The 21932-nt window shown below is 45.9% G+C and carries 27 protein-coding genes; 8 read left to right on the top strand and 19 right to left on the bottom strand.

All coding sequences use genetic code 11. The features are described from left to right. The first annotated feature begins 12 nt into the window (after positions 1-12). Genes BACCOP_RS16880 through BACCOP_RS16890 form a run of 3 tightly spaced genes read left to right on the top strand, consistent with a single transcriptional unit; the run spans position 13 to position 3347 of the window. Positions 13-438, top strand: a complete 426-nt coding sequence (locus BACCOP_RS16880) for a phage protein Gp36 family protein (protein ID WP_007562516.1) — start codon at positions 13-15, stop codon at positions 436-438. Positions 439-450: 12 nt separating this feature from the next. Beyond that, positions 451-1803, top strand: a complete 1353-nt coding sequence (locus BACCOP_RS16885) for a phage portal protein family protein (RefSeq protein ID WP_007562517.1) — start codon at positions 451-453, stop codon at positions 1801-1803. Positions 1804-1841: 38 nt separating this feature from the next. Next, positions 1842-3347: a toxin glutamine deamidase domain-containing protein gene (locus BACCOP_RS16890; RefSeq protein ID WP_007562518.1), complete on the top strand. Its 1506-nt coding sequence runs from the start codon at positions 1842-1844 to the stop codon at positions 3345-3347. Here the strand turns inward: BACCOP_RS16890 and BACCOP_RS16895 are convergent. Further along, positions 3309-3557 (bottom strand): hypothetical protein, encoded by a 249-nt coding sequence (locus BACCOP_RS16895; RefSeq protein ID WP_007562519.1) that lies wholly within the window; start codon positions 3555-3557, stop codon positions 3309-3311. The genes BACCOP_RS16890 and BACCOP_RS16895 overlap by 39 nt on opposite strands. A 68-nt stretch (positions 3558-3625) precedes the next feature. Between BACCOP_RS16895 and BACCOP_RS16900 the strand changes: the two genes are divergently transcribed. Together BACCOP_RS16900 and BACCOP_RS16905 are read left to right on the top strand one after the other, a co-directional pair. Next, complete coding sequence (locus BACCOP_RS16900) at positions 3626-4249, top strand: hypothetical protein (RefSeq protein ID WP_172772470.1); 624 nt, start codon at positions 3626-3628, stop codon at positions 4247-4249. A 4-nt stretch (positions 4250-4253) separates the two neighbouring features. Next, a complete protein-coding gene (locus BACCOP_RS16905) occupies positions 4254-4715 on the top strand; it encodes a hypothetical protein (RefSeq protein WP_007562523.1) in 462 nt (153 codons plus the stop codon). Here the strand turns inward: BACCOP_RS16905 and BACCOP_RS16910 are convergent. The 12 genes from BACCOP_RS16910 to BACCOP_RS16965 all read right to left on the bottom strand — a co-directional run bounded on the left by BACCOP_RS16910 (position 4698) and on the right by BACCOP_RS16965 (position 11557). Beyond that, positions 4698-4967, bottom strand: a complete 270-nt coding sequence (locus BACCOP_RS16910; RefSeq protein WP_007562525.1) for a hypothetical protein — start codon at positions 4965-4967, stop codon at positions 4698-4700. The two genes, BACCOP_RS16905 and BACCOP_RS16910, sit on opposite strands and share 18 nt — an antisense overlap. 110 nt (positions 4968-5077) lie before the next feature. After that, positions 5078-5740 (bottom strand): DUF3164 family protein, encoded by a 663-nt coding sequence (locus BACCOP_RS16915; RefSeq protein ID WP_007562527.1) that lies wholly within the window; start codon positions 5738-5740, stop codon positions 5078-5080. A gap of 18 nt (positions 5741-5758) precedes the next feature. Next, entirely contained in the window at positions 5759-5956 is a 198-nt protein-coding gene (locus BACCOP_RS16920; protein WP_007562529.1) for a hypothetical protein, read from the bottom strand. Beyond that, on the bottom strand, positions 5943-6128 hold the full coding sequence (locus tag BACCOP_RS16925) for a hypothetical protein (protein WP_007562531.1): 186 nt from the start codon (positions 6126-6128) through the stop codon (positions 5943-5945). The genes BACCOP_RS16920 and BACCOP_RS16925 overlap by 14 nt, the downstream gene beginning before the upstream one ends. Before the next feature lie 6 nt (positions 6129-6134). Next, a complete protein-coding gene (locus BACCOP_RS16930) occupies positions 6135-6557 on the bottom strand; it encodes a hypothetical protein (RefSeq protein WP_007562532.1) in 423 nt (140 codons plus the stop codon). Between the two features lies 1 nt (position 6558). Next, positions 6559-6792: a hypothetical protein gene (locus tag BACCOP_RS16935; RefSeq protein ID WP_007562534.1), complete on the bottom strand. Its 234-nt coding sequence runs from the start codon at positions 6790-6792 to the stop codon at positions 6559-6561. A gap of 18 nt (positions 6793-6810) precedes the next feature. Continuing rightward, a complete protein-coding gene (locus tag BACCOP_RS21580; protein WP_007562536.1) occupies positions 6811-7281 on the bottom strand; it encodes a DUF4406 domain-containing protein in 471 nt (156 codons plus the stop codon). Further along, positions 7281-7502 carry a hypothetical protein gene (locus tag BACCOP_RS16945; protein ID WP_007562538.1) on the bottom strand — a complete coding sequence of 74 codons (222 nt, stop codon included), beginning with the start codon at positions 7500-7502 and terminating at the stop codon, positions 7281-7283. Before BACCOP_RS16945 ends, BACCOP_RS21580 begins: the two co-directional genes overlap by 1 nt. Then, the gene (locus tag BACCOP_RS16950; protein ID WP_007562540.1) at positions 7483-8145 is read right to left on the bottom strand and encodes an AAA family ATPase; all 663 of its coding nucleotides are present in this window, start codon (positions 8143-8145) and stop codon (positions 7483-7485) included. The genes BACCOP_RS16945 and BACCOP_RS16950 overlap by 20 nt, the downstream gene beginning before the upstream one ends. Beyond that, positions 8142-9023 (bottom strand): AAA family ATPase, encoded by an 882-nt coding sequence (locus BACCOP_RS16955; RefSeq protein WP_007562542.1) that lies wholly within the window; start codon positions 9021-9023, stop codon positions 8142-8144. The genes BACCOP_RS16950 and BACCOP_RS16955 overlap by 4 nt, the downstream gene beginning before the upstream one ends. 36 nt (positions 9024-9059) lie before the next feature. Then, entirely contained in the window at positions 9060-11165 is a 2106-nt protein-coding gene (locus BACCOP_RS16960) for a hypothetical protein (RefSeq protein WP_007562544.1), read from the bottom strand. Between the two features lie 11 nt (positions 11166-11176). Then, complete coding sequence (locus BACCOP_RS16965) at positions 11177-11557, bottom strand: hypothetical protein (protein WP_007562546.1); 381 nt, start codon at positions 11555-11557, stop codon at positions 11177-11179. A gap of 55 nt (positions 11558-11612) precedes the next feature. Here BACCOP_RS16965 and BACCOP_RS20735 point away from each other — a divergent pair, with 55 nt between their 5' ends. Next, on the top strand, positions 11613-11966 hold the full coding sequence (locus BACCOP_RS20735) for a hypothetical protein (RefSeq protein ID WP_040313125.1): 354 nt from the start codon (positions 11613-11615) through the stop codon (positions 11964-11966). 219 nt (positions 11967-12185) lie between these two features. Here the strand turns inward: BACCOP_RS20735 and BACCOP_RS16975 are convergent, their stop codons facing one another. Next, entirely contained in the window at positions 12186-12488 is a 303-nt protein-coding gene (locus tag BACCOP_RS16975) for a hypothetical protein (RefSeq protein WP_007562550.1), read from the bottom strand. Positions 12489-12621: 133 nt separating this feature from the next. Next, on the bottom strand, positions 12622-12843 hold the full coding sequence (locus tag BACCOP_RS16980; protein ID WP_007562553.1) for a hypothetical protein: 222 nt from the start codon (positions 12841-12843) through the stop codon (positions 12622-12624). Positions 12844-12976: 133 nt separating this feature from the next. On the opposite strand from BACCOP_RS16980, the gene BACCOP_RS16985 reads away from it, so the two are divergent. Next, positions 12977-13660, top strand: a complete 684-nt coding sequence (locus BACCOP_RS16985) for a S24 family peptidase (protein ID WP_007562554.1) — start codon at positions 12977-12979, stop codon at positions 13658-13660. A 422-nt stretch (positions 13661-14082) separates the two neighbouring features. Here BACCOP_RS16985 and BACCOP_RS16990 read toward each other — a convergent pair whose 3' ends face one another. Further along, positions 14083-14316: a hypothetical protein gene (locus tag BACCOP_RS16990; RefSeq protein WP_007562558.1), complete on the bottom strand. Its 234-nt coding sequence runs from the start codon at positions 14314-14316 to the stop codon at positions 14083-14085. A 319-nt stretch (positions 14317-14635) separates the two neighbouring features. Beyond that, complete coding sequence (locus BACCOP_RS17000; RefSeq protein ID WP_007571299.1) at positions 14636-16234, bottom strand: alpha-N-arabinofuranosidase; 1599 nt, start codon at positions 16232-16234, stop codon at positions 14636-14638. Between BACCOP_RS17000 and BACCOP_RS20805 the strand changes: the two genes are divergently transcribed. Continuing rightward, the gene (locus tag BACCOP_RS20805; RefSeq protein ID WP_007571301.1) at positions 16235-16462 is read left to right on the top strand and encodes a hypothetical protein; all 228 of its coding nucleotides are present in this window, start codon (positions 16235-16237) and stop codon (positions 16460-16462) included. It begins immediately after the preceding gene. Positions 16463-16496: 34 nt separating this feature from the next. Here the strand turns inward: BACCOP_RS20805 and BACCOP_RS17005 are convergent, their stop codons facing one another. Beyond that, on the bottom strand, positions 16497-18635 hold the full coding sequence (locus tag BACCOP_RS17005; RefSeq protein ID WP_007571303.1) for a RagB/SusD family nutrient uptake outer membrane protein: 2139 nt from the start codon (positions 18633-18635) through the stop codon (positions 16497-16499). Positions 18636-18668: 33 nt separating this feature from the next. Further along, on the bottom strand, positions 18669-21932 hold a 3264-nt coding region (locus BACCOP_RS17010; RefSeq protein ID WP_040312213.1), incomplete at its 5' end, for a SusC/RagA family TonB-linked outer membrane protein.

Raw genomic sequence — 21932 nt, forward strand, 5'->3', positions numbered from 1 at the left:
AACAATAGGACTATGAGCAAATTTGTTGAACTTACCGATTACGATGCGAGCATCCACCGAGACATCCTCGACGCACTGGTTCGCGAAGACGAAACGGTCATTGAGGTTTGCGAGGACAGGGCCATTGCCGAAATGCGGTGTTATCTGGGCAAACGCTACGACTGCAACAAGATTTTTGCAGCCACCGGCGAGAACCGTAACCAGCTCGTGCTGATGATGGTCATCGACATGGCGGTCTATCACATCTTCTGCATCCACAACCCGCAGAAACTTTCCCAGGTACGCAAGGATCGTTACGAACGGGCGGTGGAATGGATGAAGGCGGTGGCCGACGAGGACATTTCAATCGAAGGGGCTCCGCTGCTGCCCGAGGAACAAAGGGCGGGCAGGTCGGATTTCCGCATTCAAAGCAACCGCAAACGAACGAACCACTGGTAAAAAGCAAGCATCATGAAAAAGAAAAACAGAAAAAACAACAAAGCCGGCATCATCACCGTAGGGGGAAACTTCACGTTGCCGGGACAAAAGAGACCGAATGTGATTGTGCTCACACAGCCCAAACGCTTCGGGCTGGACATTTCCGACTACATGGCAGCCGTAAGGGTGGCCGAGAATGTCGATTTCTCGCGACGTTACAAACTTTATGACCTCTACGAGGACATTCTGATGGATACCCACCTTTCCTGTGTGCTCGAAAAGCGAAAGAATGCCGTGCTGTGCTCCAACATGGAATTCCGGGTGGACGGGAAGCCCGACGATAAAATCAACGAACAGATACAGTCGCCCTGGTTCAACCGGCTGGTGGGTGACATCCTTGATGCGAAATTCTGGGGCTTCTCGCTCTGCCAGTTCTACAAGCTGCAGGAGTGGGTGGATTATGACCTGGTACCACGCAAGCATGTGGATCCGGTCAGGGAACTCATCCTGCGCCACCAGACGGACATTACCGGCCATTCCTGGAATGAATATACCGACCTGCTGTTTGTGGGTTCACCGTCCGATTTGGGGCTGTTGGCCAAGGCTGCACCTTGGGTCATCTACAAACGTAACACTACGGGCGACTGGGCACAGTTCTCCGAGGTATTCGGCATGCCTATCCAGGAATATATCTATGATTCCGACGACGACGAGTCACGCCAGCGGGCCATGGAGGATGCGGCCAATGCCGGAAGTCTGGCGCAGTTCTTCCATGCCAAGGACACGGAACTCAAACTCACGGAAGCCGGAAACAAAACAGGGTCTGCCGATGTCTATGAACGCCTCTGCGAGCGGTGCAACAACGAAATTTCCAAACTGATACTGGGCAATACGCTGACCACCGAATCGTCCGAAAAAGGCACGCAGGCTTTGGGTACGGTTCATAAGAAAGTAGAGGACAAGGTACTGGAGGCCGACCGGAAGTACGTGCTCAACGTGCTGAATTACGACATGACGGACATTCTGCTGCGCATGGGCATCAACACCGAAGGGGGTACGTTCTGTTTCCCCGAACCGAAGGAAACGGATGCCGGTACCAAAATATCCATCCTCACGCAGCTGAAGAAGAACTTCAACATCCCCATCGACGACGACTATCTCTATGAGGAATTCGGTATCGACAAACCGGCCAATTACGAGCAGCTGAAGGCGGAACAAAAGACGGCTGAACAAGCCGACCAGATTCCAAGCCCGAAGAAGGAGCCGGAGCCAGCGAATAAGGGACGGGATGATGAACCGACACCGAAACAGAAAAGAAACTTCCGGAACTGGCTCAAAGGTTTTTTCGTGAAAGCCCCGGCAGACGGGGCAGCTTTAGACTGGTAGTCGACAGACTGTATACGGCTGATAATGGCAGCATCTCCATGGAGTTTGACTTCTCCGAAGAGGTGCTGCGGCGTGCCTTGCTGAACATATACAGCAGGGACTTTCATCCGGCAACCGAAATCGAAATCAACCTGTTCAATGAAATATGGGCAAAGATGGACAAGGCGGCAAAGGAAGGGTTCAGCAAATCCAAGGCCATTACTCCGGACGAGGATTTCAGAAATGCCATACTCCGGAACAATGCCGTATTCTCGGCATTCAAGGTACATCGTATGCAGAATGACATGGCACGACTTTTATTGGATTCAAACGGCATTTTAAAACCGTTCGACAAATGGGTACAGGAAGTCTTGCCCATTGCTTCCCATCAGGTTCGTCACTGGCTGCGGACGGAGTATGATACGGCGGTCATCCGGGCGCATCAGGCGGCTGACTGGCAACAGTTCCTGCGCGAACGCGATATTCTGCCCAACCTCAAATGGCTACCGTCCACCTCCATTCATCCGGGGGCTGACCACCGCCCGTTCTGGAATACCATCCGGCCGATTGATGACACGTTCTGGAACATCCACCGACCGGGCGACCGGTGGAACTGCAAGTGCGACCTCACTGCCACCGACGAGGAGCCGACACCACTTCCGGACGAAGACGACAAGAACAAGCCCCAGCCCGGACTGGATAACAATCCGGGAACGGACGGCAAACTGTTTTCCGACAATCATCCATATCAGGCAGAAGCCCACAAGGGTGCCCAAAAAGCGGTGGATAAACTTATGGCCCGTATTGACGAGATGATTGCGGAAATGCCGGACTACCTTACCGGGGAGGAAAAAATGGCCATTGCCCGGAACAACCTCGAAATGGAAAAGGCTCTTAAAATCAAAAAAGGAAAACCTATGGATGTGGATAAGGCGGACAAACAGAATGCAAATCCCAAACATGTGGAAGAGTATATTTTGGATTCCAAAGGAATATACCGCGATAAAAGGGGAAACAGATACCGGAAGAACAGCGATTACGATAAAAAACGGGATACTCCATACAGTATCAACTGCCAGACTTGCGCACCGGCATACGCTTTACGATTACGTGGATGGGATATTACCGCCAAAGGCAATGTCGCAGGGTCTAAACTTGAATATCTGAGTAATGGACGTGCTTTTGAAGTCTGGAAAAACACCGACGGTACTCCGGCGCAACATATAAGTATAAACAGCTGGCTTGCGCACAAAGGATACCTGAAAATGACCCCTAAAAGGTACATGGAGTATTTCAATGAGGTATGTAAGGAAGAAGGCGTGTATGAATTGTGCATCGGCTGGAAAAGTGGAGGAGGTCATGCTACAATCCTGCAACGGTTTGCGGATGGTGAACTAAGGTATATCGAACCCCAAAGCGATAATTCTGCCGGTTCAGGAATGGAATGGAAAGACGTAAAATATTTATGTGAAATAGGAGCTGCGACTTCCCACAACTGCAGGGGAGTCCTGAGAATTGACAATAAGCTATTCGATGTCTCCTTCCTCGATATTTTCGATACATGAATCGATAACGTCAAGGGATAACGGACCGGTTATTTCGGTTGCGTCTTTACCGTCATACAGATAGACGAAAGGATAACCGGTACAGGAGTCCCCCGGAAACTTGAACACATAGGCTTCCTGGCCTTCATAAATACCAAGGTATTCGAAGGTGTCACCGTATTGCTCAATAAGTACACGGGCCTCGTTCTTTACTTGTTCCGGTATATTCATAACGCATAAAAGGCATATTGGAAGCCTCGGTTGCAAAGTTATAAATTATTCTTGAATTACTGATGATTATGGACATAAAAGATTTTACGGAAATGATAAAGCGGAAACGTGACAGGCTGGACAGTATGATGCGCCGCAAAATGCCAGTCATGGTAGGACGAATGGCCAAAGACCATTTTCAGGATAACTTCCGGCAGGGTGGATTTGTCAATGGCGGTCTTCACCCTTGGCCCAAAGCCAAACGGCTGTCCTCGGGAGGTTCCGATGCCGCCAGCAATTATGGAACGCTGCTCTCCGGCAGGAAACATCTGTTCAAATCGGTCGGATATACACCTGCAGACTACCGGGTAAGGGTATTCAACGAGGTGGTCTATGCACCCATCAACAACTGGGGCGGGGAAATCGATGTCACCGTCACAGACCGCATGAGGCGCTTTGCATGGGCCAAGTTCTACAAGGCTTCGGGAAAAAGAAAAAAAACCGGCACAGGGCAAAAGAAACGCGTCAAACGACGTTCCAAGCCGAAGGAACTGAATCCGCAGGCACAGTTCTGGAGGAACATGGCGCTTACCCAAAAAAAGAAACTGCACATCCGCATCCCGCAGCGCCAGTTCATGGGCGAAAGCGAAGAATTGAACCGGCGTATCCGGGAAAAGGTGGACCAGGAAATTACCAACATTTTAAACCAATAACGATATGGACGAAATTTTTATCGCAATCATGGAACAGATTGCACAGGAAATGCCGGAACTCTCTCTCATCGACGAGGACTACGGACAATTGGAAATGGGAGCAGAAGAAGACCAGTACCCGGTCACTTTCCCTTGTGTATTAATCGGAAATACAAACTCCGACTGGCACGACCTCGGATACGGGGCACAGAAAAGCGAATCCGCACTGACCGTCCGGCTGGCCATCGATTGTTACGACGATACAAGCTACGCATCCGGCACGTATGACAAGGTGAGGGAAAGGCAGCAGCTGGCCAAGAAATTATACAAGTCGCTGCAGTGTCTGCAATGCACGGACAACGCTTCGCCGCTGGTACGCGAGAAAAGCCGTTCGTATGCCATGCCGCATTACATCAAGGTCTATGAAATGACGTTCTCATTCACACTGCACGATGAATCGGCCATGCCGTCATCTTATGGGGAATAGTTCCAGCTGGGCGGCAGTCAGACGGGGGGCTTTCACCTTGGGAACAGGCTTCAGATTGTAGTCTGTTCCCTCACGTGATTTCCGGCGGATGATGGTCATGATACGTTCCTCGGATATAAAGAATTCGCGCTCCGACAACACTTTTAAAGCATCGTCGAACCGCAACCGCTGTATTTCTGTCCAATAGTAGTAACGACGGCATAGTGCCTCGTCACGCAGCTTGATCAGTTCTTTATCCCGTCCTTTGCCCATACATTTTATTTCTCTTACAAAAATAACTGATTTCCATCTATTTTAAGAACAAAAGCGCCGCAATTATAACAACTGCGGCGCTTTCTGTTTATAGGGTTAACGGGTTTCGGCTACAAACGGCAGAAACTGGGTTCAATGCGGGTCCATACGCCGTTTTCAGGGTTGCGGCGGCTGAAGTAGTAGTTGGTGGCATTGCGCTGCACTACATTAGCTTCCTTGAACAGGCGCATGATGTCTGCATACTCTTCATCGAACTTATCTTCCAGTTCATACAGCTTTGAAATGCTCTTGTAGTCCAGGTCGCCCATCTTGTTGCGCTCCAGCAGGGTCATGGCCATCTGATACATCGGATCATCAGAACCTTTCTCGCTGTTCTGCATGTAGCGCTTCAAATAGTCAATCAGACGGTCGGCTGCCATGTCGGCTCGTTCATCGAAGCCTTTCACCTTGTTGCTTTTCACTTCCAGACGGAAGTCTCCGTCCGTAATGGTATAGCTGCGCTGTTCGTCGCTTTTCACCTGGCCGTATTCCTTCATCACCTTGGTAAAGGCATCGGCTTCTTTTTCCAGCCATCCGCGGAACCCGGTCACGGTATTCACCATCTCAAGAACGTTGGTCTTTACTTCGTGCATAAACTCACCGCGTAATGCCTCGTAAGTTTCACGACGGGCGATGCGGTCTTCTTTCTCTTCTTGCTGCAGCTGGGCCATGAGGGCTGCTCGCTGTTCTTTACTCAGGGACTTGATGTCCACACTTTGATTGTTCTTTTCCATTTTAAATCATTTTAGTTGTTAATCAGCTATTACTTTGTCATCCTTCAGCAGCAAAGCGAATGTCCTGTCTCTTTCTGCTTTGGTTTCAAACTTCTTGTATGTCTTCCAGCCACCGTTTATGCCGGTACACATCTTTATCCTCGGGCCTGGATAATCATCCTTTCGTATTATACAGAACCCCGCTTTTATCAGCTTGTCTTGGTCATCTATCCTCATAATCATCCTGCTTTTCCGGTTCATCGTCTATCAGCATGGCCTCCCCATTGGCATACGCCCAGTCGGCCAGTTCGTTGAAAAACTCCGCTGCATCCTGGTTCTCCATATCGGATGTCGTAAGGGTCACGTCTTTTCTTATACGCTCAAGCGCTTCATGTGCTTTTTTATCCATATTGCTCTATTTATCGGTTAAACCTCCTTTTCGTTGGATAGCTCGCAGTTTGATGGCCAGTTGTTCCAGCTCGGCTGTACTAACCTGAACAAAGGGCTTGCCGGCTATCCGGGGGTTGTTGCAGAATTCGTTCACCCGGTTCCAGTCGGTGGTGTCTATACCCAACTGTTGCATCAGCTTCAGGCAGACGCTGCGTTTCCGTCGCAGTTCCTCGCGAAGTTTCTGCCGCCATTCGTCTTGTCCGCTCAGTTTCTCCAGAGCAGTACAACAAACTTCATACTCCTTGGCCGTCATTTCCTTCAGACTGTCTGTCCGGTTCCACGTGTACTGCAGCACGATTTGTTTTTTGAATTCCTCCCGATCGCCCTGATAAGGCAGTTTGTTGAACAATGCATAGAACCGGGCGAAATTGGTTACTTCCTGTGCCATATCATCCTTTCACTTTTTTCTCCACTGAAAGAATTGCCAAACTTATCATCATAAGTTTTACAGACTGGCTGTCCTCTTCAAACAAATCAATATCCGCAACCACAGGCTCACCGCTCATGGTGTTCCATATTTGCTCTACCTCTTTCGTCTTCTTTTGATTCATCAAAAAGAGATACGCGTCATACTCGGAACGGTCAAATTCAAATACGACCTGAACTTTCTGTTTTTCTTCCATACATTCACTATTAAAAGGTTATTCAAACAATACTTTAATGCCACACGAACTGGCTACGTCAAGCTCCAGTTTGGCTCCCTTGCTCAGTTCCCAGTCCTTCAGCATGTAGATATAGTCACAAGCCAGCAACAGGGCAATGTCGGCCCGCATGTGGGCTCTCCAATGAGCTTCATCCGGCAATCCGTTCCTGAAAGGGTTTACAGGATCATAGCCTTGTGCCATCAGTTTCTCCTCGGCACGGCTGAAGGCTTCCTTGCGCTCATTCATATCATAGTGCGCGATGGCTCCGCTGATGTACACTTTCCCGGCACCGGTCGCTTCACCACGTTGAAAAGCCTTGTGTCGTTCCCACCGTTCCGGAACCACCACACTGTAGTTGCACGATTGGCAGCAGCAGCCTTCTTCTTTCACCGGGAACGGATTGTATCCGTAGCCCTCATACTCTTTGCCGCAGATGCAGCACACTTTCTTTTCTTCTTTCTTTTCCATCACTTCAAATCTTTAATGTTTATTTGGCAGGACGGATGCCATACCTGAATATTCCGAGCAAACATCACATCCCTGGTTTCTATCACTACGTGTCCCTTTGTCTTGGTCCTGCGCAGACGGAGGTCGCTTTGTATGTTACGTTCTACCCAATCGTCCACCACGGCCTCCGCTTCCTGTTCTTTCAGGAGTATCTGGTACAGCTTATTCTCCCATTCCATCATTCAAATAATCCTCCATATTATCGTCCTTCAATGTTTTGGCAGCACCTTCTTCCCATATCACGTAGGGCTCACCGGGCCGCTCCATAAAGCGGCTTTTGCACCAGGCTTTGAAACAGCTTACCATGATTTTCACATCGGCATCATATTCCACCTTGCGGGCGCTTCTACCTGCCGGATGAAGCCCCTCGGCATGGCTGATGAAGATAAACAGTTTCTTGGGATGACGTTCCTTGAACTCCTTGTAGGTTTTGTAGTTCAAGCCGCTGTATTGGAAGCTGTCGATAATCACAATGCCGGGACTGCCCCGGCGCTGCAGACGTTCCTCCAGCTGCTCCATCGACTCGCGGTCAAGGATAACCAACCGCTTGCGCACCTCATCCATCTTATGTCGTTTCAGACTCATCTGGAACGAAAGGCCGGTGCTTTCCTCAAGGCTGTCATAGATCACGCGTCCAAAGCCGCACAGGTACTTGGCCAGCTGCATCACAAAACTGCTCTTTCCGTTCCCGCTGGCACCCCAGATAATCCACACGCCGCTTTTGGCAGGGTTACCTATCGAGGCTTGCCAATCCCCGGTAAATTCATACCGGGGTATTTTCATGTTCAGCACCTCACCGGGGCTGTAGGCTCTTTTCAGTTTCATGCTTGCATCCTCCTTAATTTTTCGATTTCGGTATATACGCGCCGCAAGCCGCCTCCGGTGCTGTGAACGATCTTGGCAATGTCGGCACCGTCCGGGGCATTGATTTTGGCTACAATGGCAGCCTGTGCCTTCAGAAACTTTTCGCGTTCCTGCGCATCGTCTGGGGTCACCTTGCTGTAGGAGTCACCGTAGCGACTCAACATTTCGGTATAACCCACCTTCTTGCCTTCGATGGCGCGGTTGATCTTTTCCTTCAGCCCATCTGCACCCATCATATACCACGCACAGCAGCGCTCGGTGGCGTTCCACAGGGCCTTCAGTTCAAGGAAGGCTTCATACTGCAGGTCGCCGGCTTCGTCCAGAATAACCAGGGGCGTATCTATCGTGCGGAGGTAGGCTACCAAGTCCTCATACACGTCGCTGTAGCGTCCGTTGCTGGTCACGCCGAATTCCTTGGCAATGTAGCGTATCAGCTTCAACTTGGTCTTCACCTGGCTGCAGTCCACATATACGGCGTGCTTGTGCTGCTTCACGTAAGCTTTCGCTGTAAAGGTCTTGCCGATATTGGGCATATCGCACAGGATGGCGCTCAGCCCGCTTCCCTGGCACACTTCCAGCTGCTTGCTCACAAACACATAGGTCGGGGTCTGTGCTGCCTGCCAGGGCATTTCCGTACGCAGTTGTACGCCCAGTCTTCGGGCTATGCCTACCCAGTTGGCATCACTGACCTGCTTTTCATAATTGCCCCGCTTGATGGTATTGTACACACTGGGGGCTATGCCCAGTGCCGTAGCATGACGGTTGTCACTGGGGTAATTCTCACGGTCGGCGGCTATCGCTGCCACAATACGCTGCTTTACTTCATTTGTTATTTCCATTTGAATGCTGTTTTAAATTCGTTCTAACGTCGTTAATTATATCTTGGCTACTGCATCATGCTCGAAGGCACTGATGTCCATATAGGCTGAGTAATCTTCTTCCTCGGCTTGGGTAGGAAGGGGAACGGCTTCCGCCTGTACCTCTGTTATCAGCTTTGCTTCCTCTTTGGCAAGGATGCCCACACGCTTAATCTTGCCGTCCTTCATCATCTTGTCGAATTGAGCTACATACTTGGACTGTTCGGTATAGGCTGCCTTGTCGTACTCGGTCTGCTCGGCTGTATTCTCATTGTAACGGGCTACGGGCTTGCAGGTGGCGATATATCGTCCGTTCTGGTAGATATATACCTCGTTGATGGTTCCGTCGGCATCGGGCAGATAATAGGCATCTACCTTGTAGTTCCTCGGCTCCAGCTTTTCGATGATTTCCGGGCTGGGCAGTCCGTATTGGTTGTACATCACCGTGCAGTAGGTGTTCTGCCGGATGGTTGTTTCGGTGTGCTGCCCGATGAACCGGTAAAGAACGGCCTTGTCCCAAGGTGCAAGGTTCGGATTCTGGTGGGCGCAAAGCACGTCCCAACGGCTCATGCCCGGATAGCGCTTTTGGTTGGGGTGAGGTTGCGCGTTGAAGGTCTGGATGGCGCGTATATCATCGGCTACCAGTTCTTCATAGCTGTAGGCCTTCACCTTGTAGGTGTTGTTCTTTTCGTCATACACCTTCTCTTCCTTCGGGCGGTTGGCTTCCAGCTTGGCCCACCAGCGACCGATACCTACCTGCGTGCGTTTCTCCACGCCGTACTTCTTTTCGCGGTTCTTATGCTCGGCACGTTTTTCACGAGAGTTCCCGGGGTTACACCAGCGGATCAAGGGGAAAACGGTACCGGCTTGCATCAAGCCGTCGGCAAAATCACTTACCAGGTGGTGTTCCACTTCCAGCTCGGCGGGGATATACATGCCGTTCCGGTCCAGGGTCTGGAACATGTTTCGCATACAGTCCAAAAACAACTCGGTAGTCTTGTACCGGTTGTAGGCATATCCTACCACAGCGCCGCTCACCACATCGTAGGCATAATAGGCTTTCACACGGTTGCCGTCCTTCATCGGGCGAGGCAGGTCGCGGTCATCAAGACTCACCTTGCTCAATGAGAACTCACCGATGCTGCGCAAATGGTAGGGGCGGTAGGCATTGTTGAAATCCCATTGGCTCATGTGAAGCTTGGCTCTGAGGGCCTTGTTCTTGGGGTTGTTCAGGTAGTTGGCTACCGTAGCCGGGCTCAATACCAGCGGATTTCCATCCTTGTCGGTAAAGTCTGCCGGATTCAACACCTCGCCGGTTTCGGGGTCATATAGCTCCAGTTCTCCTTGTACAAATAGATTGTACTGCTCCCACACAGTGGTATTGAAAGGCTGCTCCGGTTGGGCATCGATGCTCAGCAGCAGGCGTTCAATGTCGTAGGTCACCTTCCTTCGGTTCTGGTTCATGAACTTGCGGCTGATAAGGCTTTCGTAGCCGTTGGCCTTGAAGTCATTCACACGCTTCTTGAAGCGGTTGGAACTCACAGGTAAGGTATGACCGAACTCTGCTTGATAGTAACTGATAGCTCCTGCCAGTTCGCCCCAGTTCACCGGTCCTGCCTTCATCGCCTTCCGCATAAAGGTGGCATCCTCCATGGCACGCATCACAGCTTCAATCACCGAAGCATTCACCGTATATTCCTGGATGTGTTCCGGCGGAAGGGCATCACCGTTGTCAAAGCGGAACCGGGTGTAGAATTCCCGGGCTTTCGCATCAATGTGGTAATGGCTGCCGAGCCAGTTTCTGATTATGTCCTCTTTCATATCTCCGTATTTTAGTTTTATCCTTTCCTGAAACCGCAGTGGCATGGTCGCTATCTCTACCAGTGCATAACTTCCAAGCCCCTTGCCGGGTCGCACTACGTTGATTTCTTTCTTTGCCGCTAATTTCTTGTAATTGGGTACCGACAGGATGGGAGCAAGTTCTTCTTCGGAAAGAGTGGAAGGATGAACGCCTTTCAGCGTGCGGCTTCTGCTGTAGTCAGCCTTCCCGTTCACCATCACCGGTCGGTCGTCGTAGGTCAGGTCATTGTAGGATATGCACAATATCTTTCCATAATACTCCATTTCATTTCTGTTTATAAGGCGGCTGCCATCTGTTGGGTCTCGTGCTGCAGCTGCATGAAGTCTGATACAAACTCACATTGGTAGGTTTCGGTCCGTTTTCCGTCCACGTACACGGCCACATCGTTGGTCTTCCGGTGGACTACCAGTTTTACACGGGGACCGAAGGTGCAGGTCATGGTTTTCTCGCACTCTTCAAAGGTGGTTTCGCAGTTCGGGATGAAGTTCCCGTCGGTCAGTTTACCGCCTCGCTTCAGGGCAAGGGTACGGATCCGGCGGGCCTGGTCGCTGTCACGGACAAAATTCAGTGCCTGCCACACAGCCTGACGGCTGCACTTAAAGGTCTTCATCAGGAAGGTCTTTGTCTCGTTATCTGTCAAAATCTGCTTTCTCATACATCAATTCCTTTAATTATTATTATCTTTACCGCTGTTTATTAACGGTAACACCATGTTCTTACTTGAAATTTCCATTATAATAGACCCTCATCGCACAGAGGGCAAGATAACCGACAGCATTTGCAATGACATTGCGCAGAAAATAATCGATGTCCTGCTTCCGCTCGGCTTCGAGTGCAAGCGGAATACTCACTGGTATCACCCTGATGAGGAATGTGAGATGCGGGGAATCTATTTTCAGGCACTTGGCATTCAAGCTGGTATAGTAGTTGACGAATTTCGGCAATTACCTCCGCTGGTTCAGATAGCACAGTCACTGTCCTCTCTTTACGATAAGCCCGGGGACCTTTCTTGTTCTTCGCGCATATTACGGGCTGAACCATTCTCTCCGAACAGAAGAGGATAGCCGCTCTCGCTTCTTGGCTCATATATTTCAAAGGAATGCTATCCACTAAGACAAGACGTTCGCCTTTCCCATTGTTTGAAGCCCCAAATCTAAGAGTCCCTGCTGCAAGTTTCTTGTACATAGGAGTACCTATGATACTTTTCAGATTCTTTATACTGATAGACCGTTCGTAATCGTTTAAAATATATCCTTTCATATCGCTTGCTTTTTAGTCGTTATTTATAATTCCTCAATAGCTTTCCGCTTGATGTCATCCGAATCATCCGGAAGTATCTCGTAAAGGCGTGTTCCCTTTTTCAGTTCCTCAATCAGCACCTGCATGGCTTCTTCGCACGCACAGCTCACATTCTCTATCACCCGGTAGGCATTCGAGTTGCTGATCGCATCCTCTGTCATGAACTGTCCGGCCAAATCCATAGTCTGGTCGGCAATGTTCTGTGTATGGGCCGCACTGCTTATCATCGTGCGAAGCTTCTGCTTGAACTGGCGTTCAGCTCTCCCTTGATTGAAATTCTTTGCCATAAATCTAATTTTTAGAGGTTAATATCGTGGGGCGAGGGGAATCGAACCCCTGCGGCTTTCTACGCTTTCTCATTTCGGTTTACCAACTTTCCGTCCGTGCCTGCCGCCCCTGCCCGTCTTTCCGGGCTGCCAGTTATCCGGCAATCTCTTTGCCCTCTTTTTTCTTCAGCTCTACCTGTCGAATAGCGCCCAATACCGTATTCTCCAGACACAGACAAGTCATATAAACTTCATCCCCGAATCGCACCTGCGGGTCGGGTGCAGCTGCTTTCATTTCACTGGTTATATCAACCAAAGCATTTATAAGGCTATCCAGCGTTTCCGGCTTCACCTTCAAAATCAATTCTTCTTTCATTAACTTTAATCCTTAAAATTCGCTAATCACACGCCTTTTTTGTATATTTGGCGCGCTGTTTACATCTTAAACACGCTGCAAATATAGTGATAATTTTCAACCCTAGAAATAAAAACGGGGATAATTTTCAATTATGGGCAATATTTTATCAAGAATACAAGAAATAGCCTCCAATGAGGGGATAACTATTGGCGCCATGGAAAGAACTATTGGCGCAAGTAAAGGCGTGCTTTCAAGAGCAATCAATAACGGGACCGACATTCAAGCCAAATGGCTTAGTATAATAGTTGAAAATTATCCCCGATATTCAACAGGATGGTTGCTTACTGGTGCAGGAAGCATGTTGAAAGATGATTTGAACGGCATTAAAACAATAGACGAAGCCAATCCTTCGTTCATGCCTACCACATCCATGAACCCATCTGTCGGCACACCATACTACGATGTGGACTTTATTGGGGGATTCGATGAGGTGTTCAACTCTCAGGTAAACATACCCGCCACCAACATCGTAATAAGGGGATTCGAAAAAGCCAGCCTCTGGTGCAATGTCACCGGCCACTCCATGGAGCCCAAAATAAACCATGGCGACATCATCGCCCTGCGACAGTGCACACTCAACGACATCCAGTATGGAGAAATCTATGCAGTGGTACTGGACACTATCCGTACCATTAAAATCCTGCGCAGGTCGCCGGATCCAAGCAAGTTGCGCTTCATTCCCATTAATACAGAGGACTACGATGAGCAGGAATTCGACAAATCACGCATCATGAATGTCTTTGAAGTCATTGGAAGCATCAGCAAGTTCTTCTAATGAGGAAGCACATGCGTCATATCACCCAACAGGCACAATAAGACGCACGCACACACTTTTAGAGGCATTTACAGAGTATCAGGACGCAAAACAACTGTAAATCAAAGGCTTCGCGCTATATATATAATGTGTATCGATAAAATAAGTGTCGTTTTTCCTATCTGAAAACAGCGAAAAACGGCACTTATTTACTTTTGCTACATTCTTTCCTATTTCGGGCTAACCCTACAAAATCCGAAAAAGTAACCCTAAAAGTAACCCTAAACTCATTAAAGTAGTAACCCTAAACAGTAACCGTAATAGTAACCCTAAACTCTAAATTACCACCCGTAAGGGCATAAAAAAGGGGAGCCATAAGCTCCCCAATCAGCATTCAAAGAAATAACGCCTACAAGCCTTTCTAACGGCGTTATTATGTCGTTCTAACCATTGCCCTTACTACCGCCCGAAATGAGCGTAGATTGCTTAATTATAGCCTTTTTCGTGCATATTGTGCCGTTACCAGACAGCCCGGCATGAAGCAGGTAGTTCTTGGTTGCTCCCACCTGATCTGCCGTCAGAACCGTATAAACAGCCGATATACTGCTGAAATACCAGTCTTTCTGCTTCGTCCCGTCTATTTTATGCAGCAAATGCACATGAATCACTTTTGCCATATTCGTTTCTATTATGCTGCAAATATACCAAATAATGCTTATTTGGAAGAATTTTAAGGCATTACATTTTAAAATATGCACAAAAAAACGGCCACACAGCCGTTCACATCATCATATAACAAAATCCATCAACCCAGCCATAAAACAGCCACACAGCCGAAAACAAAGCCTTTCCAGGCCGTTTTAGCCCCATCTGCAAGCCCAATGTAAAGCAATCGCCCGGAGATCCGAAGAAAAGCTCCTCAAACGTAAAGCAGATGTAAGCCCATGTAAAGGAAAAAACCGCTTCGAAATATTCAGCCCATTTTCCAGACCACACCTAAACCCTTTGGTTCTCAAAGCCTTTCGCCCATTTTCCCCGATCATTGAAAAAACCGCTTCGTTCTATGCCCCATACTACAATTGATTTAGCCGGAAGTTTGACTTGTAATCCATTTTTCTGGATTTTGGCTCCCTTGAAATCTCTAGGAACAACCACATCCGAATGTTCAAATGAATTATAGTCGTCAATACTTTCCGAAGTCAGAATACGTCCTGTAACCGATTTAATCGACATATCTCCCAAAGATAAAGTAATATCCTGAGATTCGGTCAAATCAACATTCGACAACGAGATATGAACAACGCCTTCCTTATTACGTGAAGCTGTCGCACTGACCATCGGGACAATCCGGTCGCCACGCACTATCTTACGCTCACACTGCAAATCGAGAGGTAAAAAAGTAGCATCCTGATGTACATTATACATTTCGAACACATGATAAGTAGGAGTCAGTACCATTTTATCTTTCTTTGTCAGAATCATAGACTGGAGCACATTGGCAATCTGAGCTATATTGGTCATCTTGATCCGGTCTGTATATTTATGGAAAATATCCAATGTCAGCGAAGCAACAAAAGCATCGCGCAATGTATTTTGCTGAAACAGATGTCCGGATATAGTACCTGGCTCCTCATCCCACCAGGTTCCCCATTCATCGACAATCAATCCTACACGTTTCTGCGGATCATATTTATCCATAATAGCAATATGACGTTTTATCACATCCTCAATCTCACGACATTTTCCCAATGTCCAGTAATAATCATCTGTTGAAAAATCTGTTGCAGATCCCTTACTGCCCGACCATCCTGTTACAGTATAATAATGCAAAGAAAGTCCATCCATTTGTTGTGCAGCCCTCTGCATCAGTACCTCTGTCCAGCGATAATCGTAATCACTTGCTCCACTAGCGATTTTATATAAACGGTTGCCTCCGTAGTTACGGCAATAAGTCTGATAACGGCGATAGAGGTCGGAATAATATTCCGGATACATATTACCTCCACATCCCCAACTTTCATTTCCTACTCCGATATATTTTACTTTCCAAGGCCTCTCCCTACCGTTTTCTTTGCGCAACTTCGCCATCGGGCTACCTTGTTCAGCAGTCATATATTCTACCCATTTAGCCAGTTCTTCTACAGTGCCACTACCTACATTGCCACTTATATAAGGTTCACAGCCCAATATCTCACAAAGATTCAAAAACTCGTGCGTACCGAAACTATTATCCTCTACCGTTCCACCCCAATTGTTATTCACCATCTTCGGTCTATTCTCACGCGGTCCGATACCGTCCATCCAATGATATTCGTCGGCAAAGCAACCACCCGGCCAGCGCAACACGGGGACCTTCAACTTTTTCAAGGCTTCAAGTACATCTGTGCGATATCCTTTCACGTTGGGAATGGAAGAATTTTCTCCTACCCATAAGCCACCATAGATACAAGTTCCCAAATGTTCGGCAAACTGTCCGTAAATTTCTTTGTTGATAACCTGTTTTCCCTGATCCGGATGAACAGTAACTGTCGCTTTCTGTTGTGCAAAAACTGGTAATGCTGCACAAAATGCCAACCCTAAAATAGTGTTTTTCATATGTCCTTAGTTTTTATTTTAATTGTTGAATCTGGCAGAAAAACATTCTTCCACAGTCTGCTTTTCAACCTTTACCCAACAGCAAAAATAAAAGAAAACCTTCCATTACAAAAGACAGTATGTTACCATTTAGTAGTCCATTTGTTACATTCAACAGTTTTTGTGAGTGAAGGATATAAAAAAGATGTGCCAGAACAACTTCCGGCACATCCTCTTCATGCGATTTAATTGTAAATCAAAAAATCATTCAATCAGTAACTGGTTAATTATTTTTGAATCCATAACCATTGGTAATCTTACCTAATGAAGTTTCCAAGATAGAGCTATGGAACGGTACAAAGTAAATAGGAGCTTCACCGTCTACAAAGCCACGGAATACATAATCCGAGTAGTCTGATTCATAATCAAGAATATCCTTACCCCAGTTAACCATTGTATAACCATCAGCTTCCAGTGCTTTAGCCTCAGCGCTACCCGGTTCAATATGCTTAAACAAACCTTGAATAGCCAAGTTTGTACCAGGATTTGCTGAATAGATTGAATTGCCAGTATATCCTTCCCAGTCGTCAAATACACCACGCCATCCCGGATACATCACTGGATCAGTTTCATCTGTGCACTGGGTAGTCAAACGGTAGCCATACTGAGCCTTTGCATCTACACTCTTAGTCCATACATATAATGAAATAGTATTTCCATTTTCGAATGTATAATAACCTTTAGTTTTCAAACCATTCACCATAGCGGCTAAATCTGCTTTCAATTTCTTAATTGCTTCAGGAAGTTTTCCAGTACGAATTAAGTCATAACGACGAAGACCTTCACCACCAAATTCAAGCTTACGTTCTTGCTGAATAGCTTCTTTAATACCTCCCCATTTAGATATAAATCCATCAAGGTTAGCAAGTTCCGGAGTTGCAAATGCACGATTATGAACCTCTGACAAATACTGTTTAGCAGTAACTTCATCACCCAGTTCAGCCTTTACTTCTGCTAACATCAGGATAACATCTGACATACGTACAAACGGATTATTGATACCAGACTGACGCTGTTTTTCCCAACGTGGTTCAGGCTGACGGTTTTCGTCCCATTTATTATTAGCGATACCACCACCATTAGCTTGTGAACCTGGTACAAATGGCAACAGTTTTTCCACACCATTTTTTCCATCTGTACCGGTAACAGTACAAGTTACATCTCGACGCATATCATTCGGATCGAAATCTCCATAATAGTAAGTAGGATGGAAGCGGCTCTGACCATAGTTCTTACATGGATAGTTATTAGAACCACCAGCTGAGCTAGGACGTCCGAAAGCATATGGACGTTCAGTCTGTACACCTCTTGTTTCAGGTATTTCATAAATACTTTCAGATGAAAGAACCAGATTATCATTCTGCTGGAATACATACTGATACGGATTTCCAAATGCTTGACCATTAGAACCTGCAGCACGAGGGTCTACAGTACATAATGCAGCTGTTCCTGGATTATCCACACAATTCTGCAAGTATCTTTCAGCTATTTCATAGAACTTTTCATAATCAGTACGGCGACCATAGAAAGCATTGTTAGCATCCACAGTATTTAACTTGTCGAAGCTCAAAACGTTTCCATCCAAATTCTTATAAAAATCAGCACCTAAATCAGTACGACGAGTTGAATAACCACCTGCATATAAACACATACGACCAATCAATGCATCTACATAATTACGAGTCATCATACTTGCATCAGCACCGACATTTTCACCCAAATAATACATATAAGGTTCAACCTGCATCAGTTTATTGATATGATATTCATAAATCTGATCACGCGGAGTCAAGCCTTCAGCAGCTACACCTGGTTCCAAATTATGAGGCACATCTCCCCAAAAACGAAGCAACTCGTGATAAGCTGTAGCACGCAAAGCAACAGCCTGTCCGTAAAGGTCAGTCATTTCAGTTACCGATCCTGTTCCTGCTTCTATATCCTTATAAGTATCTGTTCCTTCAATAGCATTACAAAGTGTATTACATGTAGCGATAATGCTATACAAAGCCGGCCACGCATTTACACCGTTATTTCCTCCCGAATTAATATCATAATTAGAAGTCCCGCCGTAATATAAGTTTTCAGGGATATGACGTGCTTGTGCATCATAACCTTCAGGATGGCGCTCTGAGTCAGAACCACAAACCACCAAGTCATAAAACAAGCCATTAGCATGCACATAAGCTTTTGCACGCCATTTTTCGTAAGCTTCCATCAAAGCACCTCGTGCAGTCGAAATATCTCCAAAAACAAAGTCTGGAGTTGCTTCAGATGGTGAAGATGAATCCAAGAAATCTTCACACGAAGTCATATTGAGCATTAATAGCCCAATACCAAGATATGTATATAACAATTTTTTCATTGCGTTTTATTGATTAGTTAACAGATTATTTAATTAGAATGTAATGTTTACACCAAATGTAAATGTTCTTGCACGAGGATATGTACCATAGTCCATACCTAACAACGGGTAGTTTCCAGTATTGGCAGCTGTTGTACTCTTATTCGGATCGGCATTAACTTCCGGATCAATACCTGAATAACCTGTAATTGTGAACAAATTACCAGCAGTTGCATAAACACGTGCACGCTGCATACCAATCTTTTTGGTCCATGCCTTCGGGAATGTATAACCAACAGTCAATGTATTCAAACGTAAGAATGAAGCATCTTCAACAAATGTAGATAAAACTGTACCGTTTTCCATATAAGGAACACCATATTTAGCACCAGTATTTAATGCATCCAATGCATCCGGTTCAACAACAGGAACCAATTCACCATTCTGAATATCATAGATTTGATAACAATCGCTGATGAACTCCAATTTATTGGCACCTGCACCTGTATCTTTATTACCATACATATTAATCAAAGAGTTTACATTGTATACATGACCTCCTGCTGCCCATGCAAATCCGGCACTGAAATCAATATCCTTCCATGTCATGTTTAAATTGAAACCACCGGTATGAGGATGAGTGATTTCACCCAAATCAGCAACGTCTTCTGTATCTGCGACTCCATTACCATCCAAGTCACGCAATTTAACAGCACCAGGGAATGCTTTTTGACCTTCTGGCAAATTATAATGGCTAGGATAATTACCAACCTGATTACCCAAATCAGCCACTCCAGGTTTCAAGGTATAGGTCTTAGTTGCCGGATCATAGTTGAAGTCAGCAGTTGTATAATAACCATCACAAATATATCCACGAATCAAACCAACAGGCTTTCCTTCACGGAATTCATAATCATAAGTCGGAGTTGTAGCACTAGAAGCCCATTGAGAACCATACTGTGCAATGATATTATCAGCCAGTTCGTCAATATTATTGTGGTTGTAGTTATAAGTTGCAGAAACTCCTAATGTAAAGTCTTTAGTACGAAGAATATCATAGTTTAAAGCAATTTCAATACCTTTATTTGAGGTCTGACCAATATTTTGATACTGATATGAATAACCTGTAGTTTCATCAATAGGGATACACATCAACAAGTCTTTTGTCGTATTCCAATAAGCATCAATGGTACCAGAAAGGCGATTATTAAAGAAACCGAAGTCAAGACCGATATTTCTTGAAATAGTAGTTTCCCATTTCAAATCAGGATTAGAAAGCATACCGCTAGGTTTATATCCTGAATAAGTCTGACCATTGAAAGTTACAGTTGTAGACTCCCATGTTTCTCTCCAAAGGCTGGCATCAATATTATCAGCTCCTGCCATACCATAAGACAAACGAAGTTTCAAATTATCCAACCAGCTACGAGTACCTTCCATAAATGATTCATCAGAAAGACGCCAAGCTAATGCACCTGCAGGGAAGTATCCCCAACGGTGATTCGGAGCAAACTTAGAAGAACCATCGGCACGGAATGTAACGGTCAACAAGTAGCGATCCAACAATGAATAGTTAGCACGTGCAAAGAAAGAAACAGTCTTATCAGGAGTACCGATTGAATTGCTAAACTTATCTTTTGCCAGACTCTTGTCTGTCTGATCAATCATACCAAAAGCTTGATCAAAATCGAAACCTGCTGGATATCCGTGACCTTCAATTTCAGTTGAATTTGATTTAGAAACAATAGTTTCCTGACCTAACAAGAATGACAAGCTATGTTTATCACTCAAGCCTTGAACCTGATAATTCAACGTATTTACATTACGCAAATTATAACCTTCACTACGAGTAAGTTTTGCTACCTTATGACCTTGAGTCAAACCGCTTTCATAATATTTAGTTTCACCCCAGTTACGGCCTGCACCAACTTCAGCACGTAAAGTCAGACCTTCAATAATATCCCATGATAAAGCAGCTATACTTCTTACTCGCTGTTTTCTTGCAATGTTCTGAACATCGTTAGTCCAATCAACCGGGCTACCATAAGAAGCATCAACGTTATCAGCTCCCAAACCAAATCCACCGAATGCATTAGGATCACCCAAAGGATTATCAATAGGACGCCAACGATATGCACCTGATAATAAAGAACCTTTACCGTTTGTTGAAGATTCTTTTCCAGTTGTCTGGTCTTCAGAATAACGTATATCAACATCTAATTTCAGGTTTTTCAACAGTTCCTGATTCAACTTCAATGATGTATTGAAACGGTTATAACCTGAATTAATCTTGATACCCTCATCATTCAGATAGTTGACATTTAATACAAATTTTGTTTTTTCACTACCTCCTGAAATTGAAAGGTTATGAGTATGTGCAATAGCATTACGCAACACATCATCAGTCCAGTCGTGTACGTCCACATTCGCATAGTCAGCAAAATGATTACCATAGGCAGCGCCCAATCCAAAGTATTTTGCTACACCATCAGCACTAACAGCACCACCAGTTCTTTCCAATGCATCAGCATATGCCCACTGATACTTCACGTAATCTTGTGCACTAAGCGGATCCAAGGTTTTAGCTGCAGCCTTTGTCTGCACGTATCCATTATAAGTAACAGACAGCTTATCAGTCTTCGCTCCCTTTGTAGTAACCAAAATTACACCATTTGCACCACGAGCACCATAAATAGCTGTAGATGAAGCATCTTTCAATACATCGATTGTTTCAATCTGATCTGCCGGTATATCAGAAATAGAACTTACCGGAAATCCATCTACAATGAACAACGGGTCATTACTCTGTGTAATAGAACCTCCACCACGAACGCGGATAGAAACTTCTGCACCTGGACGACCATCTTGTGAAACAACTGATACACCGGCCAATTTTCCTTGTAAAGCCTGAGATACATCTGATACAGGATTAGCAGTTAAAGTTTCATTACTTACTGATGCAACAGAACCTGTCAAGTCACGTTTCTTAACAGTTCCATAACCGATAACCACAACTTCGTCCAATGTTTCAGTATCTTCTTTTAAGATAATGTTAAACGTAGTTTGATTTCCTACGGGAATAGACTGCTGAACATAACCTACATAAGTAATAGTAAGCACGTCGGAATTTTTCACATCTGAGATTGCAAACTTTCCATCAAAATCAGTAATAGTACCATTTGTTGTACCTTTGACTAATACATTTACACCGATCATAGGTTCACCTGTACCATCTTTAATGACACCTGTAATCTGTTTACCTTGTGCAAATGCTAGCACACAGAACATACTCAGTAAGAACGTAGAGTATACTCTTCT

Source organism: Phocaeicola coprocola DSM 17136 (assembly GCF_000154845.1).
GTDB classification, from domain to species: Bacteria; Bacteroidota; Bacteroidia; order Bacteroidales; family Bacteroidaceae; genus Phocaeicola; species Phocaeicola coprocola.

What these genes read in the sequence shown, in the direction of transcription:
- BACCOP_RS17000 (WP_007571299.1), bottom strand. Translation starts at nt 16,234, where the DNA reads ATGAAAAACACTATTTTAGGGTTGGCATTTTGTGCAGCATTACCAGTT.
- BACCOP_RS16895 (WP_007562519.1), bottom strand. Translation starts at nt 3,557, where the DNA reads ATGAATATACCGGAACAAGTAAAGAACGAGGCCCGTGTACTTATTGAG.
- BACCOP_RS16905 (WP_007562523.1), top strand. Translation starts at nt 4,254, where the DNA reads ATGGACGAAATTTTTATCGCAATCATGGAACAGATTGCACAGGAAATG.
- BACCOP_RS16900 (WP_172772470.1), top strand. Translation starts at nt 3,626, where the DNA reads ATGGACATAAAAGATTTTACGGAAATGATAAAGCGGAAACGTGACAGG.
- BACCOP_RS16885 (WP_007562517.1), top strand. Translation starts at nt 451, where the DNA reads ATGAAAAAGAAAAACAGAAAAAACAACAAAGCCGGCATCATCACCGTA.
- BACCOP_RS16880 (WP_007562516.1), top strand. Translation starts at nt 13, where the DNA reads ATGAGCAAATTTGTTGAACTTACCGATTACGATGCGAGCATCCACCGA.
- BACCOP_RS16935 (WP_007562534.1), bottom strand. Translation starts at nt 6,792, where the DNA reads ATGGAAGAAAAACAGAAAGTTCAGGTCGTATTTGAATTTGACCGTTCC.
- BACCOP_RS21580 (WP_007562536.1), bottom strand. Translation starts at nt 7,281, where the DNA reads ATGGAAAAGAAAGAAGAAAAGAAAGTGTGCTGCATCTGCGGCAAAGAG.
- BACCOP_RS16915 (WP_007562527.1), bottom strand. Translation starts at nt 5,740, where the DNA reads ATGGAAAAGAACAATCAAAGTGTGGACATCAAGTCCCTGAGTAAAGAA.
- BACCOP_RS16985 (WP_007562554.1), top strand. Translation starts at nt 12,977, where the DNA reads ATGGGCAATATTTTATCAAGAATACAAGAAATAGCCTCCAATGAGGGG.
- BACCOP_RS17005 (WP_007571303.1), bottom strand. Translation starts at nt 18,635, where the DNA reads ATGAAAAAATTGTTATATACATATCTTGGTATTGGGCTATTAATGCTC.
- BACCOP_RS16890 (WP_007562518.1), top strand. Translation starts at nt 1,842, where the DNA reads ATGGAGTTTGACTTCTCCGAAGAGGTGCTGCGGCGTGCCTTGCTGAAC.
- BACCOP_RS20805 (WP_007571301.1), top strand. Translation starts at nt 16,235, where the DNA reads ATGTCCTTAGTTTTTATTTTAATTGTTGAATCTGGCAGAAAAACATTC.
- BACCOP_RS16990 (WP_007562558.1), bottom strand. Translation starts at nt 14,316, where the DNA reads ATGGCAAAAGTGATTCATGTGCATTTGCTGCATAAAATAGACGGGACG.
- BACCOP_RS16945 (WP_007562538.1), bottom strand. Translation starts at nt 7,502, where the DNA reads ATGATGGAATGGGAGAATAAGCTGTACCAGATACTCCTGAAAGAACAG.
- BACCOP_RS16955 (WP_007562542.1), bottom strand. Translation starts at nt 9,023, where the DNA reads ATGGAAATAACAAATGAAGTAAAGCAGCGTATTGTGGCAGCGATAGCC.
- BACCOP_RS16920 (WP_007562529.1), bottom strand. Translation starts at nt 5,956, where the DNA reads ATGAGGATAGATGACCAAGACAAGCTGATAAAAGCGGGGTTCTGTATA.
- BACCOP_RS16980 (WP_007562553.1), bottom strand. Translation starts at nt 12,843, where the DNA reads ATGAAAGAAGAATTGATTTTGAAGGTGAAGCCGGAAACGCTGGATAGC.
- BACCOP_RS16975 (WP_007562550.1), bottom strand. Translation starts at nt 12,488, where the DNA reads ATGGCAAAGAATTTCAATCAAGGGAGAGCTGAACGCCAGTTCAAGCAG.
- BACCOP_RS16950 (WP_007562540.1), bottom strand. Translation starts at nt 8,145, where the DNA reads ATGAAACTGAAAAGAGCCTACAGCCCCGGTGAGGTGCTGAACATGAAA.
- BACCOP_RS16960 (WP_007562544.1), bottom strand. Translation starts at nt 11,165, where the DNA reads ATGGAGTATTATGGAAAGATATTGTGCATATCCTACAATGACCTGACC.
- BACCOP_RS16910 (WP_007562525.1), bottom strand. Translation starts at nt 4,967, where the DNA reads ATGGGCAAAGGACGGGATAAAGAACTGATCAAGCTGCGTGACGAGGCA.
- BACCOP_RS16965 (WP_007562546.1), bottom strand. Translation starts at nt 11,557, where the DNA reads ATGAGAAAGCAGATTTTGACAGATAACGAGACAAAGACCTTCCTGATG.
- BACCOP_RS16925 (WP_007562531.1), bottom strand. Translation starts at nt 6,128, where the DNA reads ATGGATAAAAAAGCACATGAAGCGCTTGAGCGTATAAGAAAAGACGTG.
- BACCOP_RS20735 (WP_040313125.1), top strand. Translation starts at nt 11,613, where the DNA reads ATGTTCTTACTTGAAATTTCCATTATAATAGACCCTCATCGCACAGAG.
- BACCOP_RS16930 (WP_007562532.1), bottom strand. Translation starts at nt 6,557, where the DNA reads ATGGCACAGGAAGTAACCAATTTCGCCCGGTTCTATGCATTGTTCAAC.